18 protein-coding genes and 1 pseudogene are annotated in these 21715 nt (G+C 69.6%); 5 read left to right on the top strand and 14 right to left on the bottom strand.

Translation table 11 applies throughout. The annotated features are described in order from the left end of the window. Positions 1-97: 97 nt before the first annotated feature. The gene (locus tag ACFWV8_RS25925; RefSeq protein WP_384208111.1) at positions 98-574 is read right to left on the bottom strand and encodes an ATP-binding protein; all 477 of its coding nucleotides are present in this window, start codon (positions 572-574) and stop codon (positions 98-100) included. A gap of 1512 nt (positions 575-2086) precedes the next feature. Here ACFWV8_RS25925 and ACFWV8_RS25930 point away from each other — a divergent pair. From ACFWV8_RS25930 to ACFWV8_RS25950, 5 genes and pseudogenes are all read left to right on the top strand, one after another. Further along, the gene (locus ACFWV8_RS25930) at positions 2087-3208 is read left to right on the top strand and encodes a bifunctional DNA primase/polymerase (RefSeq protein ID WP_384208115.1); all 1122 of its coding nucleotides are present in this window, start codon (positions 2087-2089) and stop codon (positions 3206-3208) included. Further along, entirely contained in the window at positions 3205-4725 is a 1521-nt protein-coding gene (locus ACFWV8_RS25935; RefSeq protein WP_384208119.1) for a phage/plasmid primase, P4 family, read from the top strand. The genes ACFWV8_RS25930 and ACFWV8_RS25935 overlap by 4 nt, the downstream gene beginning before the upstream one ends. After that, positions 4722-5125 (top strand): annotated as a pseudogene (locus ACFWV8_RS25940) (DUF6009 family protein). Before ACFWV8_RS25935 ends, ACFWV8_RS25940 begins: the two are co-directional and overlap by 4 nt. 1223 nt (positions 5126-6348) lie before the next feature. Continuing rightward, a complete protein-coding gene (locus tag ACFWV8_RS25945) occupies positions 6349-7092 on the top strand; it encodes an IPT/TIG domain-containing protein (RefSeq protein ID WP_384208122.1) in 744 nt (247 codons plus the stop codon). A gap of 212 nt (positions 7093-7304) precedes the next feature. Next, a complete protein-coding gene (locus ACFWV8_RS25950) occupies positions 7305-7703 on the top strand; it encodes a DUF6221 family protein (protein WP_384208125.1) in 399 nt (132 codons plus the stop codon). Between the two features lie 211 nt (positions 7704-7914). Here ACFWV8_RS25950 and ACFWV8_RS25955 read toward each other — a convergent pair whose 3' ends face one another. The 13 genes from ACFWV8_RS25955 to ACFWV8_RS26015 are packed head-to-tail and all read right to left on the bottom strand — an operon-like array spanning position 7915 to position 21713. Further along, complete coding sequence (locus ACFWV8_RS25955) at positions 7915-9432, bottom strand: GMC family oxidoreductase (RefSeq protein WP_384208128.1); 1518 nt, start codon at positions 9430-9432, stop codon at positions 7915-7917. Further along, positions 9429-10940: an aldehyde dehydrogenase family protein gene (locus ACFWV8_RS25960; protein ID WP_384208131.1), complete on the bottom strand. Its 1512-nt coding sequence runs from the start codon at positions 10938-10940 to the stop codon at positions 9429-9431. Before ACFWV8_RS25960 ends, ACFWV8_RS25955 begins: the two co-directional genes overlap by 4 nt. A 50-nt stretch (positions 10941-10990) precedes the next feature. Further along, entirely contained in the window at positions 10991-12424 is a 1434-nt protein-coding gene (locus ACFWV8_RS25965; RefSeq protein WP_384208135.1) for an aldehyde dehydrogenase family protein, read from the bottom strand. Then, complete coding sequence (locus ACFWV8_RS25970; RefSeq protein ID WP_384208138.1) at positions 12421-13302, bottom strand: NAD(P)-dependent oxidoreductase; 882 nt, start codon at positions 13300-13302, stop codon at positions 12421-12423. Before ACFWV8_RS25970 ends, ACFWV8_RS25965 begins: the two co-directional genes overlap by 4 nt. Further along, a complete protein-coding gene (locus ACFWV8_RS25975) occupies positions 13299-13685 on the bottom strand; it encodes a carboxymuconolactone decarboxylase family protein (protein WP_384208141.1) in 387 nt (128 codons plus the stop codon). Before ACFWV8_RS25975 ends, ACFWV8_RS25970 begins: the two co-directional genes overlap by 4 nt. Positions 13686-13714: 29 nt before the next feature. Then, positions 13715-14602, bottom strand: coding sequence for an MBL fold metallo-hydrolase (locus tag ACFWV8_RS25980; RefSeq protein ID WP_384208288.1), 888 nt, complete (start codon positions 14600-14602; stop codon positions 13715-13717). Between the two features lie 14 nt (positions 14603-14616). Next, the gene (locus ACFWV8_RS25985) at positions 14617-15765 is read right to left on the bottom strand and encodes an FAD-dependent monooxygenase (RefSeq protein WP_384208144.1); all 1149 of its coding nucleotides are present in this window, start codon (positions 15763-15765) and stop codon (positions 14617-14619) included. Between the two features lie 26 nt (positions 15766-15791). Continuing rightward, on the bottom strand, positions 15792-16316 hold the full coding sequence (locus tag ACFWV8_RS25990; RefSeq protein WP_384208147.1) for a YbhB/YbcL family Raf kinase inhibitor-like protein: 525 nt from the start codon (positions 16314-16316) through the stop codon (positions 15792-15794). A 16-nt stretch (positions 16317-16332) separates the two neighbouring features. Then, positions 16333-17025 carry a cupin domain-containing protein gene (locus ACFWV8_RS25995; RefSeq protein WP_384208150.1) on the bottom strand — a complete coding sequence of 231 codons (693 nt, stop codon included), beginning with the start codon at positions 17023-17025 and terminating at the stop codon, positions 16333-16335. A 26-nt stretch (positions 17026-17051) separates the two neighbouring features. Next, the gene (locus tag ACFWV8_RS26000) at positions 17052-17945 is read right to left on the bottom strand and encodes an amidohydrolase family protein (protein ID WP_384208153.1); all 894 of its coding nucleotides are present in this window, start codon (positions 17943-17945) and stop codon (positions 17052-17054) included. Positions 17946-17948: 3 nt separating this feature from the next. Continuing rightward, on the bottom strand, positions 17949-19028 hold the full coding sequence (locus ACFWV8_RS26005) for an ABC transporter permease (protein WP_384208156.1): 1080 nt from the start codon (positions 19026-19028) through the stop codon (positions 17949-17951). A gap of 1 nt (position 19029) precedes the next feature. Further along, positions 19030-20145, bottom strand: a complete 1116-nt coding sequence (locus ACFWV8_RS26010; protein ID WP_384208159.1) for an ABC transporter permease — start codon at positions 20143-20145, stop codon at positions 19030-19032. Then, positions 20145-21713 (bottom strand): ABC transporter ATP-binding protein, encoded by a 1569-nt coding sequence (locus tag ACFWV8_RS26015; protein WP_384208162.1) that lies wholly within the window; start codon positions 21711-21713, stop codon positions 20145-20147. Before ACFWV8_RS26015 ends, ACFWV8_RS26010 begins: the two co-directional genes overlap by 1 nt. Positions 21714-21715: the final 2 nt, after the last annotated feature.

A 21715-nucleotide genomic window follows, 5' to 3' on the forward strand; every position in this document is an offset into this window, starting at 1 on the left:
CGCTTCGGATCGGCCGGCCCCGTGTCGTGTGACAACCCGCCTCTTCGAGCACGGGCAAAATGTACGGCTGGGTCACCGACCGGCGTCTGGAAGGTTTTCACCCGGTCAGTGAGATCCGGGCCCAGAATGTGCGGCCGCCGCCGTATTCCAGGCGGGTCCCCATGGCCTGGACCGACTGCGCGATCAGCACCAGTCCGCGGCCGTGCTCGTTGGCGCAGTCGACGTCATGCGGATGGGGAACGGACGCTGCTCCGCCCTCGTCCTGGACCTCCACGAGGAGCCAGCCATCGGTCTTCCGCAGGCGACTGGTGATCGAGATACTGCCCGTGTGAACGATGGCATTGGTCATCAGCTCCGAGAGCACGAGTAAGGCCGCGCCTCGGGCACTCTCGTTCGTGATGCCCTCGGAATCCATCCACAGCCGGGTCAGGTGGCGGCAGACCGGCACCGCTCGCTCCAGGGTCGGCACGCGGAACGAGGCCGGCTGTCTCGCAGGCCAGCCGTAGGCCAGATCCCTGGCCGACGCTGTCTTCGGCCACTGTTCGATCTCTCGGGGGGACAGCGCGAGCTGCACCCCCGACCGTGTAGTCGCCAGCATGGCTCTTCCTCTCGTCCTGAGCCGTGCTCAGGTGACGGGGAGGCGGGTTCGCGCTCCCGGAGGGGTGTGGCACAAGCCGTCGGCCGCGGCTCTTCCGGCACACCGATGTGCTCGCACGACGGGGACACCCTGTCGGGAGCGAGGCGGTGGAGGGTACGAAGCGGAGTGTTCGCCGCCCGTCGAGGCACGATGGGCCGGCGTACGAAGCGGTGGGGCGGGCCGCGCGCCCACCGCGGCGGCGGTCCCGGTCCGGGCCCGTCTCGACGGCTGACCGCCGGACGGCGGACGGCGGACGGCGGACGGCGGACGGCGGACGGCGGACGGCGGGTCACGGTCGCAGGGACAGTGCGGGCGCCGGGCCGAAGACACGGCCGTCCCGGCGGTGTCGGCATCTGGAGAGCAGCGTGAGCTGCTGGATATCCCCGCCGCTCGGTGTGTCGCCGCGTTGGCCGGAGCGGTCTCACCGTTGAGCACGGGAGTTCGGGGCCGGATGGTGGCCGTCGGGATTCTCGCCGGCTTCGGAGCCGGGGCAGAGACGACGACTGCGGATCGCCATGGGTGGGAAGCTCGCATGGTGCCCCCAAAAGAGGTCACATGGCCGCCGCGCCAGTCGGCACCGTACCGGCGCCGACTGGCGGATCCAAACCCCTCCCACGGGGGTGCCCATCGCGGCAGTCCCCACCCGGCGGCTCTCCAGGCTCTACCTCACGCCTGGGTAGCTACGGGATAAACGAGCGGCCGCTCCCCCGGAGAGGGTGGGCGGCCCACCGGTTTGGATAGTGAGAATTGTCTTCCCGTCGCGCATATGGCGGCAATAGAAATGACAGCCCATCACCCGTATGGCGCAGTTGTAACAATAAGCTTCCGCCCCTCCGGACGGGAGTTTGCCATCAGATGCCGGTATGAAGTGAACCGGCGTGCGCCCGTTCGCGGAGACGGAAAGAATCGGTTCCGCAGAGTTCACGCCTCGGCGAATCTCTTCGTCTGAATAGCCGTTTCCGAGAGGTGCCGGTACCGGCACCATCCGATTCGGTTGAGGAGTGCACCCTCACGCAGGGGAAGATCATCATAAAGTCGCGAACCGCCTGTCCACGATCGAGGCCGGACGGCTCCGCCGTGCACTGTGAGCAGGCGTGTTGTGCAACTCGCACTGCACGCAGGTGCGTTGCACAACCGACCGGGTGACTCCGATCGCCGCATTGCCGTGATCGTTTGACGCCCAGTTATGAAGTAGTGCAGCCTCACCGAAGTAATTGAAGTCACATGCCGGCGAGGGGCTTGGTCGTGGAGCTGACAAGAAGCGTCAGGATGCCCGTCTTCGTGTGGGGCGAAATCTCGCCAGCGGTGTCCGAATGTGGAATTGCCGCAGCCATTCTCCGGTGCGCCAGGTTAACGGACGGCCGGTGGCTCCTGTGCGATTTATGGGCGTCGACCCATCCCGACTAAAGATGGAATTTGAGTCGCTTCAGTCGCTGAAAGGAGTTGCGCATGGTTCCTGAGCTGCAGCTTTATGACAGCAAGTCAGGCCGGACCGCAGCGTCTCAACCCGCACCGCCGCCGGGCACTCTGCCGATCGCGCTGTGGTGCGCTCGGCAGGGCCGGCCGGTGCATCCGCTCGCCCCGCGCCGTAAGACACCCCCGGCCAATTGCCGCGACTGCCGACGTCCGGGCCACAGCCACCACCAGTGCCCGTGCATCCGGGGCGGCCACTGGTGCCACGGCTTCCATGCCGCGACCGTCGATGCCGACCGTCTCCGGGGCTGGTGGGCGCAACAGCCCGGCTTCGGGGTGGGCATCGCGTGCGGGCCGGCCGGTCTGGTCGTCGTGGATGTCGACGCCCACAAGACGCCGCTGCCCGACCGGGACCGGCTGCTGCCCGGTATTCCGATTCCGCCGTCGGTGTCCCTGCGGGGACTCGAGCACGGATTTCACAGCCTCGCACTCCTGGCGGCGCTGCGCGGCGCGGAAGACCCGGCCCGGGACGTCTCGACACTGCGGGTGCGCACTCCGTCCGGAGGGCCGCACATCTGGTACGCCGCAGGCCCGGGGCAGGCGTGGCGGTGTTCATCGGGCTCAAGTCCGGGCCGGGCGCCGGCCTGGCAAGTGGATGTGCGCGCCCATCGCGGCTACATCATCGCGCCCGGGACGAGGACAACCACCGGAGTCTGTCGGGCCCTTGGACCGGTACGCCGCCCGGCGGCGCTGCCGTCGTGGATCGCCGTGGAACTCGCCCGGACCGGCCACCGTCCGGCGCCACCCGCTCGTCGGAACGTCGCCCCGCGTGTGCCGCAGCGCGCCGGGGAGGCCGTCCCGGCGGTGGGCGGTGGCTCCCGCCTCGAGCAAGCGACTCTCGCCACCGTTCTGGCACCTGTCCTCGCCTGCGCCGCCGTGGCGGAGGGGGCAGGCTTCAACGACAAGCTCAACCGAGCCGCCTACACCGTGGGTGGCCTGGTCGCCGCGGGACATCTCGTGGCGGCGGAAGCAGAAGCGGCCCTCTTGGCAGCAGCGGTTCACATGCGCCCGGAGAAGGAAGACCGCGCGCGGCGAATCGTTCAGTCCGGGATGAATGCGGGCAGCCGCCGCCCTCTGAGGCTGGGAGACGGTGGGTGAATCACACACCGCGCCACGACGAAGGGCTGTTCGACCCTCAGGAGGTCGCGCGCAGGATTCTGCGCGATTCCCCGGCCGGCGTCGTCCCGGCGCAGCCCGCCAGGAAAGACGTGCAAGCGCTCACGCGGGCGACGGAGCACGGTCTGATTCCCGACAGCCTCAGCGACCGGGGCAACGCCAAACTGTTCGTCGCCCTGTACGGCCGGGACTTCAGACATGTGCCGGGCCTGGGCTGGTACCGGTGGTCGGGCTACCGGTGGGAGACCGACGAGGACGACACCGTGCTGTGGGCGGCCGGCGAGCTGGCCGAGAGGCTGGCGGAGACCGACCCGCACGGCCGGCACGCCGGGTCGGAGCTGCGCCGGTACCGGCGACGGGCTCTGTCGACGTCCGGAATGAAGGCCATACTGATGCAGGCCAAAGCTGCTCCGGGGATGGCTCTCAGCCCTTCACTGCTGGACGGGGACCCCTACGTGCTGTGCACACCGGAGGGAGTGGTCGACCTCAACACCGGTCTGGTCACCGCGCCGGATCCGGAGAGGCATTACCACTCGCGCGCCACGAGCGTCGAAGCGCGGCAGATGAGAACACCGCGCTGGCATCAGTTCCTTACCGACACCTTCGGCGACGACGCCGACGGCCGTCAGATGATCGACTTCCTGCACGAACTGCTGGGCTACTCGATCACCGGGGATGTCGGCGCGCAGATCATGCCGTTCCTGTACGGACAGGGGAAGAACGGCAAGAGCGTCCTTCTGGACGTCATGGTCAAACTCCTGGGTGACTATGCGGATTCCGCCCCGCCCGGATTTCTGATGGCGCGGCCGTTCGAAGGACACCCCACGGACCTCGCCGAGCTCCATGGCCGACGCATCATCGTCTGCTCCGAACTCAAGCCCGGCGACCGCTTCGACGAGTCCCGTGTCAAACTGCTGACCGGCGGGGACCGGATCAAGGCCCGCAGGATGCGGCAGGACTTCTTCAGTTTCACCCCCACCCACAAACTGTGGCTGCTGGGCAACCACCGCCCCGAGGTCGGCACGGGCGGCTACGCGTTCTGGCGCCGGATGAAGCTGATCCCTTTCCAGCGGATCGTCGCGGACGACCGGAAGGTCGACAACCTCGCCGGCGTCCTGGTCACGGAGGAAGGACCCGGCATCCTGTACTGGCTCGTCACCGGTGCCCGCCGATATCTCAACGGTCCCCGCGACCTGACGGGCCCCGCGCGGGTACGCACCGCCACCGACACGTACGCGGAGACCGAGGACCACATGGGCCGGTTCCTGGGCGAGTGCTGCACATTGGACCCCGCCATGCGCGCGGAACAGGCCCAGCTCTACAGCTACTACCGGAAGTGGTGCCAGCTGGAGAGCGCCCAACCGGTCTCCTCACGGGCGTTCGCCGCACGAGTACGTGAGACCGTCGGCATCGCCACACCCAAGAACATGATCCTTTCGAATCAACGCAAGTTCTACCCCGGTATCGGGCTGAACCCGGAATCGGGAGAGAACGCATGAGCGCCTTCATCGAGCCCGGCCAACTCGCTCACGAGAGCGACCTTGTCCGGCTCGAGGACACCGACGAACTGGAGTACGTCCGCCAGAGCCTCGACCGGCTCCCCACCCGCTTCGGGAAGCCCGCCTACCACCGCCACGGCCGCATGGTCGGCTATGCCGTCCTTGGCTCCACGGCCCGCTCCTCACGTGCCTCCGGCACCTTCCCGCGCCGCGTCTTCTGGCTTCTGCCCCACGACCGTGACGGGCAGCCCGACGGCCTCTGCGCCTCCGGCGCCCCGTCCGAGGCCGTCGACCCCCGCACCCTCGCCCCTCGCGTCAAGGGGTACAGAACGCAGCGCTCCGAGGGCGGGCCCCGTCCGACGCCATGCGTGAGCTCGGTATGACCCTTTCCAAGGCCTGACCGCAGCCCTCGGGAGGGCAGCGACCGAAGCCCACCGAGGAGTCAGTGACTCAGCCGCTCCTGTCGCGGGGCGACAGGACCGCAGGCCGGAGCGGTGATCGCGCGGAGGAGAGCGACGCAAGCGACGAAGCCCTGGACTATGACGCCATCCTGCGCGCCTGCGTGCGCGTCATAGACAGGGATCTTTGGTCGCTTCGGTCGCTGTCCGGTTCCCCGTACGGCTCCTGAACTCGCGTTTCTCGGACCACGCAGAGGGAGCGGCCCCCACTCGCCGGATCGCTTCGGCCCCTGTGCCGCGACGCCGGCCGGCCGCCGCGAGCGGTCCCCGGCAATCGGAAGGGCCGCCGTGGCGGCGAGGCGGCGAGATGTGCGGGGACGACGGAGCACGCGGTGGTACGTGACATGCCCCGGCTCACCGCGGGCGCTCTGCCATCCAGGTGACTTCCCGTCAGGGTTCTTGCTGGCGCATTCACCCCGGTGGACTACTGGTTAATCAAACCGGTGGGCCGCCCGTCTTCTCCGGGGGAGTGACAGTCGGCCTGCCTGTTCGCCCTGGTCCCGGGGCCCGGTCACGGCACAGCCGTGGTGGCCTGCGGCGGACTCCCCCACCAGAGGATGTGGACCGTCAGCGCCGTTCCTGGGCGCGGGCGGGTGCGGCGGCTCACGCAATCTCATGTGAGAGGCGCCATGCCAACTGTCCATGCTCTCCGGTCTGTACTCGTCGTCGCCGCTCTGGCGGCGGGGTTGGTCGCATTCCCGGCCGACGCGCACGCCGAGATCCCCGTACGGCGGGGCTGGGCACCGCTGTCACCCGCACCCCGTTGGCTCCGGCTTTCTGGATTCTGGAAGTCGACGGGACGCGAATGTTCCGGGGACCGACGGCCGGTTCAACCTGATCGCGGTCACCATCCGCGGAGGCAACGCCGTAGCCCCTTGGCCAGGCGGCGATATCGCGACTCGGGGCGGTGCGCTCCCACTGTCGTTCAGCACCGGTGCCGGCAACGCCGCCGTCACTCCGGCGCGGTCCTGCCGGCCGGGGACGTCAGCCGCACCCCCCGGACAACCACCCCCTCGCGCAGGGGTCCTGGCCGGGCGGGCTGACTGCCCTGCGGACAATCCGGCCCGGCCTACGCGCGAACCACGCGCTCACGGCGAACAGCCGCCTGTGCGCCGCTGGTTCTCCCTTCCCATCCACTACATCCTCATGAAGAAGGAGGCAGTCAATGCCTATCTCCCCCAACCAGGGATCCACCGGTGGCGGGACCACGGTCACCATCACCGGCACCGGTCTGAGCGGTGCCACGGCCGTGCACTTCGGTTCCAAGCTGGCCACCATCACCGCCAACACCGCCACCTCGGTCACGGTCACCGCCCCTTCCGGGAGCGGCACGGTCAACGTGACCGTGACCACCCCCGGCGGGACCAGCAACCCGCTGGCGTTCTTCTACGTCGGCGCGCCGTTCAAGGCCACCTTGAGCCCCGTCTCCGGCGTCACGGCGGGCGGAAACACCGTCACCATCACCGGCACCGGCCTGTCCACCGCCACCTCGGTGAGTTTCGGGACTCTCTCCGCGACTCCGTCCGTGGCCAGCGACAGCCAGCTGTCCGTCACCGTGCCCGCCGGCCTGGCGGCCGGATCGGTCGGCGTCAGCGTCACCACCGCGGGCGGCACCAACAACGGTCTGTCCTACACCTACGTCGACGGCCCGACCATCGGTGCCCCGGCTCCCGACTCCGGCCCGGTGTCCGGCGGAACCGCCGTGACCATCCCCGGCACCAGTCTCACCACCACGCAGTCGGTCACCTTCGGCGGTGTCCCGGCGCCGTTCGTGGTGATCAACGACACCACCGTCTCGGCGGTCTCCCCGCCGGGGGCTCTCGGTGCGGTGGATGTGGTCGTCACCACGAGCGGCGGCCTGGCCACCGAGGTCGGCGGCTTCACCTACATCGCCGGCCCCGGTATCTGATCCGACCCCGCAGACCGCCCGCCCGGGTGAGCGTTTCCCCCCCTCGCCGCCCGGGCGGGCTCCCGGGCCAGACGTCACGCAGACGAGCGCCGGCCGAGAACTCGCACCGCCCTGATGTTCGGCCCCGCTCCGGCCGCGTTCACCGGCGCCGTTCCACCTGACATCCGACGGGGCGCCACCCCTGCCCGTGACCATAGAGGAGCAGTTCCCGCATGAGAGAAAACGCCAAGTTGGTAGCTTTTTTGATGGCAGGCCTGGATATGGAAGCGCAGATCGCGAAGGGTGCGGGCGGAGACTTCTGGCGATGTCCGTCCGGGCTGCAGGGCGAAGTGCACGACCGCACGGGCGCCGTCGTGTTCAGTGTGCGCGAGCTCGGCTACGACCAGCACATCGCCCGCCAGAACCCGGCCCGTACACTCCGCCGCCTGGAGAGGAGCCGCGTCCTCCTCGACGAGTACGCGAAAGTAGCCGACATGGACACCGACCGCCCGGGAAACGACTTCCCGTCCGGACACGCCGTCGGGCTCGGATTCGCCGTCCGGCAGATGGCCGCGGAACACGCCGACCGTCTCGGCTACCAAGCCAAGTGGCTGCCCGGATTCATCCCATAGACCGGGCCAGGACATGAAAACCCTGACACCGTACCGGAGTTGACCGTCTCTCCCGGCCGGCGGGGCAGCACGCCGGTCCGGCAAGCAGCATGGCTCCTCGCCGCGACCCCGCGGGTGCGGCGCCGCACCCACGACACGGGCCGTCGAGCGCCGGTCCCCCGGAACAGGCTCGGAACGTCCCGTGCAGGAACGTCGCGACCGCAGGCCACCCTCATCCGGCTCCGATCAGGTCGGCCGCCTTCTCCGCGATCATCACGGCGGCAGCGTTGGTGTTGGTCGAGACGATCGTGGGCATCACCGACGCGTCGGCGACGTACAGGCCCTCCACGCCGTGCACTCGCAGCCTCGGGTCGACCACGGCCGTGGAGTCGACGCCCATCCGGCAGGTGCCCGCCGCGTGCCCGTAGGACTGCACCGCCTCGCGGACGAATGCTTCCACCGCCGCGTCGGACGCGCCCAGCAGGGCGTGCGGCCCGGCGCGCCAGGCGTCGAACGCCGGCATCATGCTCAGGTCGAGGGCCTGGCGCACTCCGGCGACCAGGGCACGCAGGTCATCGGGCTCACGCAGATAGCCGAAGTCGAGCACCGGTGCGACCGTCGGGTCGGCGCTGCGCAGGGTCAGCGTGCCGACGCTGGAAGGCCGCATGTGCCCGACGCCGAAGGTGAATCCGTTCTCAGGGACTCGCTGCCAGGGGTTCGCGAACGGCGCGTGGATGAACACGACCTGGAGGTCGACCGAGGCCCGTCCCGGTTCGCTGTCCAGCAGCAGGGTGACCTCACCGAGATTCCCCGACGGCGCCGGCAGCGGCCGCGCGGCCTCCACCGTCAACCCCGCCAAAATGATGTGATCGAGCAACCGCGCACCGACACCCGGACTGTCCGCCCGGACCCGCACCCCGACATCGGTGAGATGCTCGGCAGGACCGATCCCCGAAGCCATCAACAGATGCGGGGTGCCGATGGCGCCGGCGGCGAGCACCGTGCGCTGGGCCCGGACCTGGACCGGACGGCCGGCGCTGACCAGGTTGATCCCGAGGCAGCGCTCTTTGTCGAGGTCGATCCCCGTGACGAGCGCCGAGGTCATCAGGTCGAGGTTCGGACGCGCCAGTGCCGGGTCCAGGTATGCCGACGCGGTGGTCTGTCGGACGCCGTCGACGATCAGCAGGTCGTGACTGGCGGCACCCCGCAGTCGCGCGCCGTTGAGGTCCTTGACGACCGGGAATCCTGCCTGCTCGACCGCGTCGAGGTAGGCCCGCGAGAGCGGGTGCAGCGTCGGCGAAGGACCTGGACGCAGCGGTCCGGAGCCACCTCTGTGCGTCGGGTCGTCGCCGTGGTGCACCGAGGTCTCGCAGCGCTTGAAGTAGGGCAGCACGGACTCGTAGTCCCAGCCGGTGCAACCTTCGTGGGCCCAGGTGTCGAAGTCCGAGCGGTCGCCACGCAGGAAGGCCATCGCGTTGATGCTGCCCGTGCCGCCGACGATCCGGCCGCGCGGGATGTCATGGACGTGTCCCGTCTCGGCCTGGGCCTCGGACTCGTAAGCCCAGTCGACGTCGGTGCCACGCAGGCAGGGCCAGATCGGGGTCCGGGTGATCCGGTCGCTGGTGTCCTCGACGCCGGCCTCGACGAGGAGCACCCGTGTCGACGGGTTCTCGCTCAGCCGGGCGGCCAGCACGCAGCCGGCGGTCCCTGCCCCCACCACGACGACGTCGTAGTCGAGGATCGCGCTCACAGCGCGACCACGACGGTCTTCGTCTCGAGGTACTCATCGAGAGTCTCGCGGCAGGTCTCCCGGCCCCAGCCGGACTCCTTGGTGCCCCCGAAGGGCAGCGCGGAGTCGGCGGCCTGGTAGCAGTTCACCCAGACCTGGCCGGACTCGATCGCGGCAGCCATGCGGTGCGCGCGCGAGATGTCCTTGGTCCACACCGCGGCACCGAGTCCGAAGCGGGTGTTGTTCGCGAGGGCGAGCACCTCCTCCTCGGTGTCGAAGGCGACCGCGGAGACGACGGGACCGAAGATCTCCTCGTGCATGATGCGCGCTTCGGGGGCGGCATTGATGAGCACGGTCGGTTCGACGAAGTAGCCGCCGTCGTATCCCTGGCCGGTGGGCGCCTTGCCACCGGTGACCACCTCGGCGCCCTCGTCGATGCCGATCTTGATGTAGTCCAGGACCCGGTCCCGGTGCTCGGCCGAGATCAGCGGGCCCATCTGAGTGCCCTCGGCGGTGCCGCGTCCCAGCCGGATGGAGGCGGCGTGCTCGCCGAGGCGGCGTACCACCTCGTCGAAGACGCCGCGCTGCACGTAGAGACGGGAGCCGGCGATGCAGCTCTCCCCCTGCGTCGCGAAGGCCGCGGCGGCCGCGCCGGCGACGACGGCGTCGAGGTCGGCGTCGTCGAAGACGATGTTCGGCGACTTCCCGCCGAGCTCGAGCGAGACCCGCTTGAGGTTGTCGGCGGCCGCGCGGACGATGTCCTTGCCCGTCGGCACCGAGCCGGTGAAGGTGACCTTGTCCACGCCCCGGTGCCGCGAGAGCGCGGCGCCGGCGACCTCGCCGAGGCCGGTGACGTAGTTGATCACTCCCGGCGGGAAGCCCGCCTCCATGGTCAGCTGGGTCAGCGCCGCGATGGACAGCGGGGTCTGCTCGGCCGGCTTGACGACGATCGTGCAGCCGGTGGCCAGGGCGGGTGCCAGCTTCTTGACCGCCATCAGGAGAGGCAGGTTCCACGGCACGATCGCGGCGACGACGCCGACAGGCTCCTTCAGCGTGTAGGCGTGGAAGGTGCCGCCGTGGCCGGCCGGGTAGGAGACCGGTATGGTGTCGCCGGTGATCTTGGTGGCCCAGCCGGCGTAGTACCGCAGTACGTCGGCCGAGAAGGGGATGTCGAAGTAGCGCATCTCGTCCATGGGCTTGCCGCTGTCGACCGAGTCGATCGCCGAGAGTCGCTCGGCATCGCGCTCGACGAGATCGGCCAGCTTCCAGAGCAGCCGGCCGCGTACCTGCGGCGTCATCGTGCGCCACGGCCCCGCGGGGGCGAATGCGGCACGTGCCGCGGCCACCGCGGCGTCGACATCGGCCGGCTGCGCGGCAGGCACTTGGGCGATCACCCGGCCGTCGGCCGGGTCGTGGACGTCGAAGGTCTCACCGCCTTGGGCGGTGACCCATGCGCCACCGATGAACATCCGGGTGGCGGCGTCGATGTCCGCCTCGAGCTGGGGGGCGAAGAGGGAAATGGCAGCCATGACCGTTCCTGGTTGATGGGACGAACCGAACAAGGGCGAGGGCGAGTTGGTCAGGCTGGGGTGAGCCGGACGCTGATGCTCTTGACGTGGGAGTAGTGCAGCAGCGCCTCGATGCCCTTCTCCCGGCCGTAGCCGCTGAGCTTGTGGCCGCCGAAGGGCATCTGCACCGACTGGGTCGACCAGGAGTTGACGTAGACCTGGCCGGCCTCGATCGACTCCGCGACCCGGAAGGCACGGGAGATGTCCGCGGTGAAGACGCCACCGACGAGACCGAAGTCGGAGTCGTTCGCGATCGCGACCGCCTCGTCCTCGGTGTCGAACGGGATCACCGCGAGCACAGGCCCGAAGACCTCCTCACGGGCTACCGTCATGTCGTTGGTGACGCCGGTATAGACGGTCGGTTCGACGTAGAAACCGCCCTCCCGGCCCGGCACCGTGGCGACATGGCCACCGGTCACGGGGGTCGCGCCCTCCTCGGCGGCGACCCTGAAATAGCGCCGCACCGTCTCGTACTGGTCGCGGGTGATCATCGGACCGAGGTTCTCCCCAGGCCGTACGGCGGCAGCGACCCGGGCGACCGCCCCGACGAACGTGTCGTGCACGGAACGCTCGACCAGCAGGCGGGTGCCGGAGGAGCACACCTGTCCGGCGTTGGTGACGAACGCACGCACGGTCTCGCTCGCCGCGAACTCCAGGTCGGCATCGGCGAAGACGATGTTGGCCGACTTGCCGCCGAGCTCGAGAGTGAGCGGCAGTACCCGGTCGGCGGCGATCCGCCCGATCTCCTGGCCGACCCGCACGGAACCGGTGAAGGCCACCTTGCGGACCAGGGGGTGTTCGACGATCGCGGTGCCGACCTCGCTGCCGCGGCCGAGTACGACGTTGAACACCCCGTCGGGCAGGCCCACCTCGGTGGCGATCCGGGCCAGCTCGAGCGTCGTACGCGACGTGGATTCGGCCGGCTTGGCGACGATGGTGTTGCCGGCGGCCAGCGCCGGTGCACACGCCCGTGCCGCCTGATTGATCGGCAGGTTCCACGGAGTGATCACCCCGATCACTCCGAACGGCTCACGACGGGTGTAGACGTGCAGATCAGGCTGGATGTCGAGGACGTCACCGGCCGGCAGGTTGACCAGACCGGCGTAGAACTCGAAGTAGTCGGCGCTGCCTCGGACCTCGGCCGCCGACAGCACCAGCGGCTTGCCGGTGTCGGCGGACTCGAGTTCGGCAAGCCGGCCGACATCGGCGCGCAGCCGGTCCGCGACGGCCGTGAGCAGCCGGCCGCGGTCCATCGAGGCGAACCGGCGCCAGCCGGGGGCCGCCGCGGCAGCCGCGCGGACGGCCAGGTCGACATCGGCCGCGGTGCCGAGGCCGGTCTCGGGTCCGGCGCCACCGGTGGCGGGGTTCTCGCCGGGTCGCGAGGTGGCCGCGGCCACCGTCTTCCCGTCGATCCAGTGCGTCAGCACCGCATCGTTCTCGCTCAACGCTGTGCTCCGATCAGCTCGTACATCTGGGTATGGTCGGTCTCCGCGGAGACCGCGGCGGCGATCCGGCTCCACTGTCGGGCCACCTCGTGGGCGACCTCGGCCTCCTGGTGGAGGTCGTCGGCCAGGTCGACGGCGATGCCGACGTCCTTGGCCATCAGATGGAGAGCGAAGCCGGACCCGAAGGTGCCGCTCGTCATGAACTGGATGACCTTGTTCTCACTGGTGTTGGAGCGGCCCGAGGAACTGTTCAACACCTCGGTCATGGTCTCCGGGGCGATCCCGAACCGCTCCCCCAGCTGGAGCGCCTCGACCGTGACCGAGATGGTCGCGGCCGAAACGAGATTGTTCAGCGCCTTGGCGGCGTGGCCCGAACCGACCGGTCCGACCACGATCACCGTGGACGCGAGCGGCTCGAAGACCGGCACCAGCCGGTCGAGATCGGACCGCTCCCCTCCGGCCATCACGGCCAGCTTCCCGGCGACGGCACCGCGAACCCCACCGGAAACGGGCGCGTCCACGAAGCGCAGGCCTGCTGCGGTCAGCCGGGCGGCCAGCGCCCGGGTACGCGTCGGTACCGAGGAACTCATGTCCACGACGAGCGTTCCGGGTCGCAGTACGGCGGCGACACCGTCGGTCTCAAGCACGGCCTCGACGACCGCGCTGTTGGGGACCATCAGCACCAGCGCGTCGACCTCGCCGAACGACGACGGACCCGTCGCGGCGGCGGTACCGGGGTGCTCCTGAACGAAGCCGGCGACCGCCTGTTCGTCGAGATCGCCGACGACGAGGGCGAAGCCGGCCCGGTGCAGCAGGGAGGCCATCGGCGTACCCATCTTCCCCAGGCCGATGAAGCCCAGGGTTCGCAGTTCGCTCATTTCGACTCGGTGTCCATCTGGGCGATGACCTCGGCGGCGAGACGGAAGGCCTCGAGAGCAGCGGGACCGCCGCAGTAGAAGGCGGTCTGCATGAGGACCTCCTTGATCTGCTCGACGGTGACGCCGTTGTTGATCGCGCCACGGACGTGCGCCTGGAACTCGTGGCCGCGGTTAAGGGCGGTGATCATCGCGAGGTTGACGAGGCTGCGCTCCTGCAGCGTCAGGCCGGGGCGGTTCCAGATGTCTCCCCAGCAGTACTGGGTGACGTACTCCTGCAGGTCGCGGGAGAAGTCGGTGGCCGCGGCCAACGAAGCATCCACGTGCGCGTCGCCGAGCACCTTCCGGCGCATGACGATGCCCTGGTCGTACAGGTCCTGGTTCATGGGTCCCTTCCGGGGGTGGGTACGGAATTTCAGATCCGGGCCAGGTCGGCCCAGTCGGTGATGACGAACACGCCGGCGTCAGCGGCGACGCGGCAGGCGGAGTGGCCGCCGAAGTGACCGGGGAAGACGAGCAGGTTGCGCTCGCTCGCCTCGGCCAGGAGCCGGCGCCGCTGGGCGCGCGCCTGGACCGGGTCCTCGCAGAAGCAGCTGTTCACGTCCGGTGCGGCGACCTGCACCGGTGAGTGCAGGATGTCGCCGACGAACAACGCACCCTGCCCTCGCGACTCGATCCGCAGGATCGCGCAGCCCGGCGTGTGGCCCGGCGTGGCCTCGAGCACCAGGTCGTCGTCCAGCCGGTGGCGACCGCTCCAGAGGCGGACGAGGCCCGCCTCGTGGACCGGAGCGACGCTGTCCTCGTAGACGTTCTGGTTGCCGTCGCCGGGTTCCCTCGGGTGCAGCAAGGGGTTCCAGAACTCGAAGTCCTCCGAGGTCATCAGGTACTCCGCGTTGGGGAACGTCGGGACCCAGGAACGGCCGTCGAGGCGGGTGTTCCAGCCGACGTGGTCGACGTGGAGGTGCGTGTTGACGACCACATCGATGTCGTCCGGCGCGACCCCGGCCGCGGCAAGGTTCTCCAGGTACCCGGTGCGGTGGTGACCGTACACGGAGGCGTACGGCCGTTCCTTGTCGTTGCCGGCACCCGTGTCGAGGAGGATCAGGCGCCCCTGGCTGCGGATCAGCCAGGAGTGCAGCACCGAACGCAAGGTGCCCGTGCCCGCGTCGAAGAAGTCCGGCGAGAGCCAGTCGGCGTTGTCGTGCCAGTAGGACGGGTCGCTGTCCGGGAACATCTTCGCCGGGACCGCGGGGCTCGGCCCGGCGTACTCCTGGATTCGGATGATCTCGACATCGCCGATCATCACGGTGTCCGTGGTCACGGCCGCGCCCCTTCCGGCACCGGATACAGAGCGAGTACGTCGGGTCCCGCGGCGGAGAGTTCGAAGTTGGCGGTCTCCATCACTTCGGCGGAGAAGCCGTTGCCCTTCGCCATCGTGCGGGTCTCGGCCATGAAGGCACTGCGGGCCTGCGCGGCATCCGACATCGGGCGCTCGCGTTCCTCCCAGACGGCAAGGGCCTCGGTGATGTCGTCGTACCGGTCGAGCGTGTGCGCCAGCTCGACGGCATTGACGATGCCGACGCTGGCGCCCTGACCGAGTGCCGGGCACATCGCGTGGGCGGCATCACCGACGAGGACGACGCGGTTGTCGGACCACGGCGTCACCTTGTTGGTCTGGTAGGCGTCGTGACGTCCGCCGGTGGCCGCACCGGCGAGCTCGATCGCGCCGGCCAGATGCGGGAAACGCTCGGACCACACCTCGACGTCGATCGGAATCCGTGAGGCACGCTCATTGGCGGTCGAGGCCATCATGCCCATGTAGATCGTGTCCGGCCCGGTCGGGATGAACAGGATCCGCATGGCATCCGGCTCGAGGGTCCAGAAGTCGATGACCCGGTCCCACTCCTCGCCCTTGAACTCGTCGGGCCGCGGGATCAGCACCCGGCAGACGCCGTCCTGGTACTTCTTCCGCTCCTGCACCAGGGCGGGCAGCGAATTACGGACAGCCGAGCCGGCACCGTCGGTGGCGACCACCAGGTCCGCCTCGAGCCGGCTCCCGTCCTCGAGCACCAATACGCCGGCCGGCTCGGCGGCTACCGCCTTCGAACCAGCCACGATCTCGACACCGGCCTCACGGGCGGCATCGGTCAGCAGGGCGTGCAGCTCGGGGCGGGTGATCGCCCAGTACGGGAAGCCCGGGATCTCCTCGGACACGAGTTCACCGCCCAGGCTGGTGTTGTAGGAGCCGGGCAGGACACCCCGCTCGCGGATCGTCGCGGCGACGCCGATCACCTCGAGCGCGAGCATCGCGTTGCGCCACAACAGGATGCCGGCGCCGAAATCGCGCAGCTCGTCGTTCTGTTCGTGCAGGCGGACGCTCCATCCCTTGCGGGCGAGGGCGATGCTGACGGTCAGCCCGGCGAAACCGGCGCCGGCGACTTCAGCGTGACGGGCCTGGTCACTCATGGTTCTCCCCTCGGACGCGATCGTGCTCATTCGGAATCCACCCAGCCCGTGAGGCTGCCGCGGGCAAGAGTGTGGAAGTGCAGGTTGAAACCGAGCACGGTCGGCGTCAGGTCGGCCGGGATCTCCAGCTGCGCCACGTCGACGGCGTGCACGATGAAGACATAGCGGTGGCGTCCGGAGCCCGCCGGCGGGTTGGGGCCGACGTACTGCGGGAGGCGGACGTCGTTGGGCAGCGTCACCGCGCCGGCGGGCATGTCGGCGGATCCGGGGGCACCCGCACCGGTCGGCAGCTCGGTGGTCGTCACCGGGATGTTGAAGACCGCCCAGTGCATGAAGCCGATGCCGGTCGGGGCGTCGGGATCGTAGCAGGTGATCGCGAAGCTCCTGGTCTCCGCGGGGAAGTCCGACCACGACAGCTGCGGGCTGGCGTCGGTGCCGCCGATGGCCGGGTCGCGGAACGCGACGGGCACCTCCGCCCCGTGGACAAGGCCGGTGCTGGTGACGGTGAGTGCGGGCGCCGGGGTGACGGCTGCGTACGGGTCGTCGGTCATGGGGTTCTCTCCTGGATCAACGGGCGGGGGTGGAGATGACGTCGAAGGTGCGCAGCGGCTCGGTGACGCGCAGGGTGCCGGACCAGCCGTCGGGGAGGCCGACGGTGGCACCGCTGGTCAGCTCGACCTGCGAGCCGTCGGCGCTTTCGAGGACGGCGATGCCGGAGAGCACGTAGACGAAGCGGGCTCGTCCGCGCATCTCTTCGGTGTGCTCGCCGACCTCGGTGGTGCGCAGGAGGGCGGTACCGTCGGGGCCGTCGGAGACGACGCCGTCCTGGGCGACCTCGTCGGTCGAAACGAAGGTGCACTTCTGCACGCCTTCGCGGTACGGCGGCACCGGCGTCGTGTGCACGTAGACCTTGCGCACCGTCTTGGTGATCTTCCAGCGGCCCTTCCAGCCGAAGGGGAGGATCAGGATCGAGTGGGCGGTGAGTTCGTGCTCGGTGCCGTCCTCGTCGACGATCGAGCCGCCGCCCTCGAGCAGGTACATGAACGAACCGCGGCGGTCCTTGTGGCGTGGGTAGACACCGGCATCACAGGCCCACACCGCGAAGAAGCCGTTGTCGTCGTCGAGGAGCACGTCCTCGTAGGCGAATTCGGCTCCGCTGACGATCGGCTCCATCGAGATCTCCACCGGGAGCGGTCCGGAGAACACCGCGTCGGCGTTCCGGAAGGGCGCCGCGACGGGAGCGTTCGTGCCGTCTGACATCGTCATTCTTTCCTCGTGGGGATGGATCAGGACCTGGTCGGGGCCAGGTCGGGAGCGGTCTCGGTCACCGGGTCGGTGATGCCGAGGAGTTCGAACGCGGGTCGGTGCAGGAGGTCGTGCAGTTCCTCGTCGGTGATGGCGGTGTAGCCGTGACGCTGAGTCTGTGCGACCACCTTGTGCAGGCCGTCGACGGCGGACTCGGCACTCACCATGGGTGAATCGCTGCCGAAGAGGACCCTGTGCAGGACGCCGTACTCCTTGGCGGCGACGAGCGCGTTGGCCAGCACGGTCGGGCGGCTGGGGATCGCGGAGGTGTCGGCGTACACGTTGGCGTGGCGACGCATCACCGTGACGGTCTCGTAGATCCACGGGTGGCCCATGTGTGCGATCACGATGCGTAGGTCGGGGAAGGCGATCGCAACATCGTCGAGGAGCAGGGCGACGGAGTCGGCGAGCCGGCCGGCGCTGGCGAAGATCGCGCCCTGATGGATCATCACCGGCAGGCCGAGTCGCTCGGCGGTCTTGAAGACCCGCAGGGTGAGCGGGTGCAGCGGCGAGGTGCCCTGGTAGATCGGCCCGAGCTTGATGCCCTGGAGGCCGAGCTCGGCGTGGCAACGCTCGATCTCGTCGCAGGCGTCGTGGCGGGTGGGGTCGACCGACATGAAGCCGACGGTGTGGCCGCCCACCCTGCGGACGAAGTCGGCGATTGCGTCATTCGGTACGACGATCCCCGACGCGAAGGCCTGGAGACCGAAGACGATCGTCCGCTCGGCGGGTGCCACCCGATGGATGTAGGACTCCAGCGTAACCCGGTCGATCTCCTCCTCCGAGAGCTTGCGGTTCACCCGCTGCAGTCCGTCGGACCACGGCGAGCCCTGGTGGTCGGGGGTCCAGAAGTGCGTGTGCACATCGGTGATCACAGCTCAGGTCTCACTTCGCAGGTAGGGGATCGTCAGGGCGGTCGGCGCCTGGTTCCGGGTGTTCCCGGCGGTGGCCAGCGCGACGAGCGCGAGGACGTAGGGCATCGCCAGCCACAGCGGGACCGGCAGGGTTGTCTTCGGTGCGGCGACCGCGGTGACCACCAGGGCGATCAGTACGACGCCGATGAAGGCGTCGCCCCTGGTGAGCCGGATACCGGCCCGGACCCGGGCGCGCTGCGCCAGGACGACGACCACGATCAGGGCGGCCGCGATCCAGACCTCGCGCGGGATCTCCCCCAGTGCCTGCAGCCGGAGCTGGGTGGCATCGGTGACCGCGAAGATCGTCACGGCCAGGCCGACCCCGCCCAGACGCCAGCGGCTGAAGAGCACCGCGGCCAGGGCGAGGTAGCCACGGCCACCGGTCATCGACTCGCGGAAGACACCGACATCGCCGATCGAGAGGTAGGCGCCGGCCAGTCCGGCGCAGCCCGCCGAGAACACGGTCGCCGCCCAGCGCAGGCCGCGCACGCTGACACCGGCCGCGTCGGCGGCGATCGGCGTCTCGCCCACCGCCTTGAGGTTCACGCCCCAGGTCGTGCGCGTCATCGCCAGCGCGACGAGTACGACGACGACCGCGGTGACGTAGATGAACACGTCCTGGTTGAAGAGCGCCTGGCCGACCACCGGCAGGTGTTCGAGGACGGGGATGCCGTGGCGCTGCATCGGCACGAGGGTCTTCGGATCTTTGATCGCATCGCTGTTGAGGAAGGTCGTGATGCCGTAGCCGAGCAGGCCGATCGCGATGCCCGAAACGATCTGGTCGACCTTGGCCTCGATGGCGAGCACGGACATCAGGACACCGAAGAGCAGTGCACCCGCCAGGCCTCCGAGGAAGGAGACGAACATGTTGCCGGTGCCGGTCATCGTCCAGTAGGCGGCGAAGGCGCCGGTGAGCATGACGCCCTCGAGGCCGACATTGATCACGCCCGCCTTCTCGGAGACGAGTTCGCCCGTGGCGGCCAGCAGGATCGGTGCGGCGATGGTCACCGCGGAGACGAGGAAGGCGACGTCGAAGATCCCCATGTCAGACCCTTTCCGCGATCGGTGCCGGGTCGGCATCCTTCGCGTTGGATTCGGGCGCCGGAGACAGCGCGGTGGCGGCGCGTCGCGACACCCGGCGCTGGAGCAGCACCGCGGCGACGAGGACGAGGACGATCACGGCACCCTGCAGCACCGAGGCCATGGAGCTCGGTACGTCGAGCTGGGCCTGTAGTGCGGTCCCGCCGACATTGAGGGAGGAGAAGGCGATCGCGGCGATCGGTGCCGCGGCCGCCGAGTTGCGCGCGAGCAGTGCGACCGCGATGCCGTTGAAGCCGACATTGGCCTCGAAGCCGTCGCTCATCCACGGAGTCGATCCGGCGAAGAGAAGGGCGGCCCCGGCCACGCCGGCGAAGCCACCGGAGATCAGGATCGCCTTCACGCCCTCACGCACCGGGTCGACACCGGACCAGCGGGCGGCATCACGATTGCCACCGGCCACCCGGAGACGGAAGCCGAAGACGGTCCGGCTGAGCACGATGACCACGAGGATCGCGCAGATCGGGAGCAGGATCACGTCGTACGAGAGGGTCCGACCGGCGATGCCGTCGTACGCGGGCCACAATGTGGAGTCCGGGAAGGTCTTCGACTGCGGCTGCCCGTCGAGCGAACCCTGCAGCGGACCACGCACCAACCAGGCGGCGATCTGCACCGCGACCAGGTTGAGCAGCAGCGAGGAGACGATCTCGAGCACGCCCCGCGACGCCCACAGCCACGCGGTCAAGGCGGCCCACAGCATGCCGCCGAGGGCGCCGGCGGCAACGGTCGCGAGTACGGCGAGGGGCACCGGCAGACCACCGCACTGGAGGCCGACCGCGGTCGCTGCCGAGCCACCGATGATCACCTGCCCGGGGAAACCGACGTGCAGGCGACCGGCCCGCGTGGCGACGATCCAGCCGAGGGCGACCAGCAGGAGCGGAACACTCTGGGTGAGCGTCGTACCGAGGTTGACGCTCTGGCCGAAGGTGCCGTCCCAGAAGACCGACAGTGCGTCGCCGGGCGAGACCCCGATCGCGGCGACCATCGCGGCGGCGAGCGCGATCGCGCCGACCACCACTGCGAGCTGGGCCCCGATCCGGGTCAGTAGGTCCTTCCCGATCATCACTCCGCCTCCGACGACGTCATCAGGGCGCCCAACTGGGCGCGAGTGGCGGACCTGCCGGGGACGGTCCCGCGGATCCGGCCGTGGGCGAGCACGGCGATCCGGTCCGAGAGCGACATCACCTCGTCGAGGTCCATGGAGATCAGCAGTACGGCGCCCCCGGCCTCGCGGTGCTCGACCAGGCGGCGGTAGACGAAGTCCGTGGCCCGTACGTCGAGGCCGCGTACCGGCTGTGCCGCGATGAGCAGTGACGGACCGGACGAGAGTTCCCGGGCGAGCACCGCTTTCTGCTGGTTGCCGCCCGACATGCGTGCGATCGGGAGCACCTCGCTCTCGGCACGGATGTCGTACTCGGCCATCAGTGCGCGGGCGTGCTCGCGGGCGGCAGCGGTGCGGAGAACACCTCGCTGGGCGAGGGGTTCGGTGCGCAGCGCGCGCAGGCCGATGTTCTCCCACAGGGTCATGTCGGCGACGATCGCGACGTGGTGACGGTCCTCGGGGATCAGCGCACCGCCGCGGTGGTAGAACTCCTCCGGCGAGCGCGCGGTGAAGGCGGAGCCGCCCAGGTCGACCTCGCCGGACAGCGCCGGACGCAGGCCCATCACGGCCTCGACCAGTTCGGCCTGACCGCTGCCGGCCACACCGGCGATGCCGAGGATCTCCCCGGCGCGGACCTCGAGAGAGACCTCATCGAGAGCACGCGGCCCCTGCGGTACGCCGGGATCGCGCGCCACTGTGAGCTCGCGGACCGACAGCACCGCGGGACCGGGCTCCTGCGGTTCGGGCCGGGGGCGTTCGGCAACCGGCTCGCCGACCATGAGCTCGACCAGCCGGTCGGGCGTGGCATCGGCGATACGGCCGCTCCCGGCCACCGCGCCACGACGCAGCACGGTCCAGCGGTCGGCGGTCGCGAAGACCTCCGAGAGCTTGTGGGAGATGAGGATGATCGCGTGACCGTCGTCGGCGAGCCGCCGCATGAGGCGGGCCAGCTCGTCCCACTCCCCCGGGCTGAGCGCGGCGCTCGGCTCGTCGAAGATGAGGATCCGGGCACCGCCGCACAGCAACTTGACGATCTCCAGTCGCTGCCGTTCGCCGACGGCCGCATCGCCGACCAGCTGGTCGGGGGTGATCCGCAGACCCGTCGCCGCGGCCACCTCGTCCGCTTTCCGACGGGCGGCGGCAGCACCATTGCGCCACGGCACCGGCGAGGGTGCGATCACGAGGTTCTCCAGCTCGGTGAGCGTGGGGACCAGGGTGAAGTGCTGGTGGACCATCCCGATCCCAGCACGGAGTGCGTGCTGCGGCTTGCGGAAACGGACCGGCTCGCCGGACACCTCCACCTGTCCCTCGTCTGGGTCGTACAGACCCGTCACGATGCGCATCAGCGTGGTCTTCCCGGCCCCGTTCTCGCCGAGGAGGGCGTGGATCTCGCCCCAGGCGACGTCGAGGTCGACAGCATCGTTGGCGACGAAAGCTCCGAAGCGCTTGGTCACCGAGCGCAGCCGCAGTGCGGGGGCGCTGCCCTGCGACGCCTGGGCGTCCGGGCCGGGATCGAGGATGGTCGTCATCG

It is taken from the genome of Streptomyces sp. NPDC058665 (assembly GCF_042714995.1).
Lineage (GTDB): Bacteria > Actinomycetota > Actinomycetes > Streptomycetales > Streptomycetaceae > Streptomyces.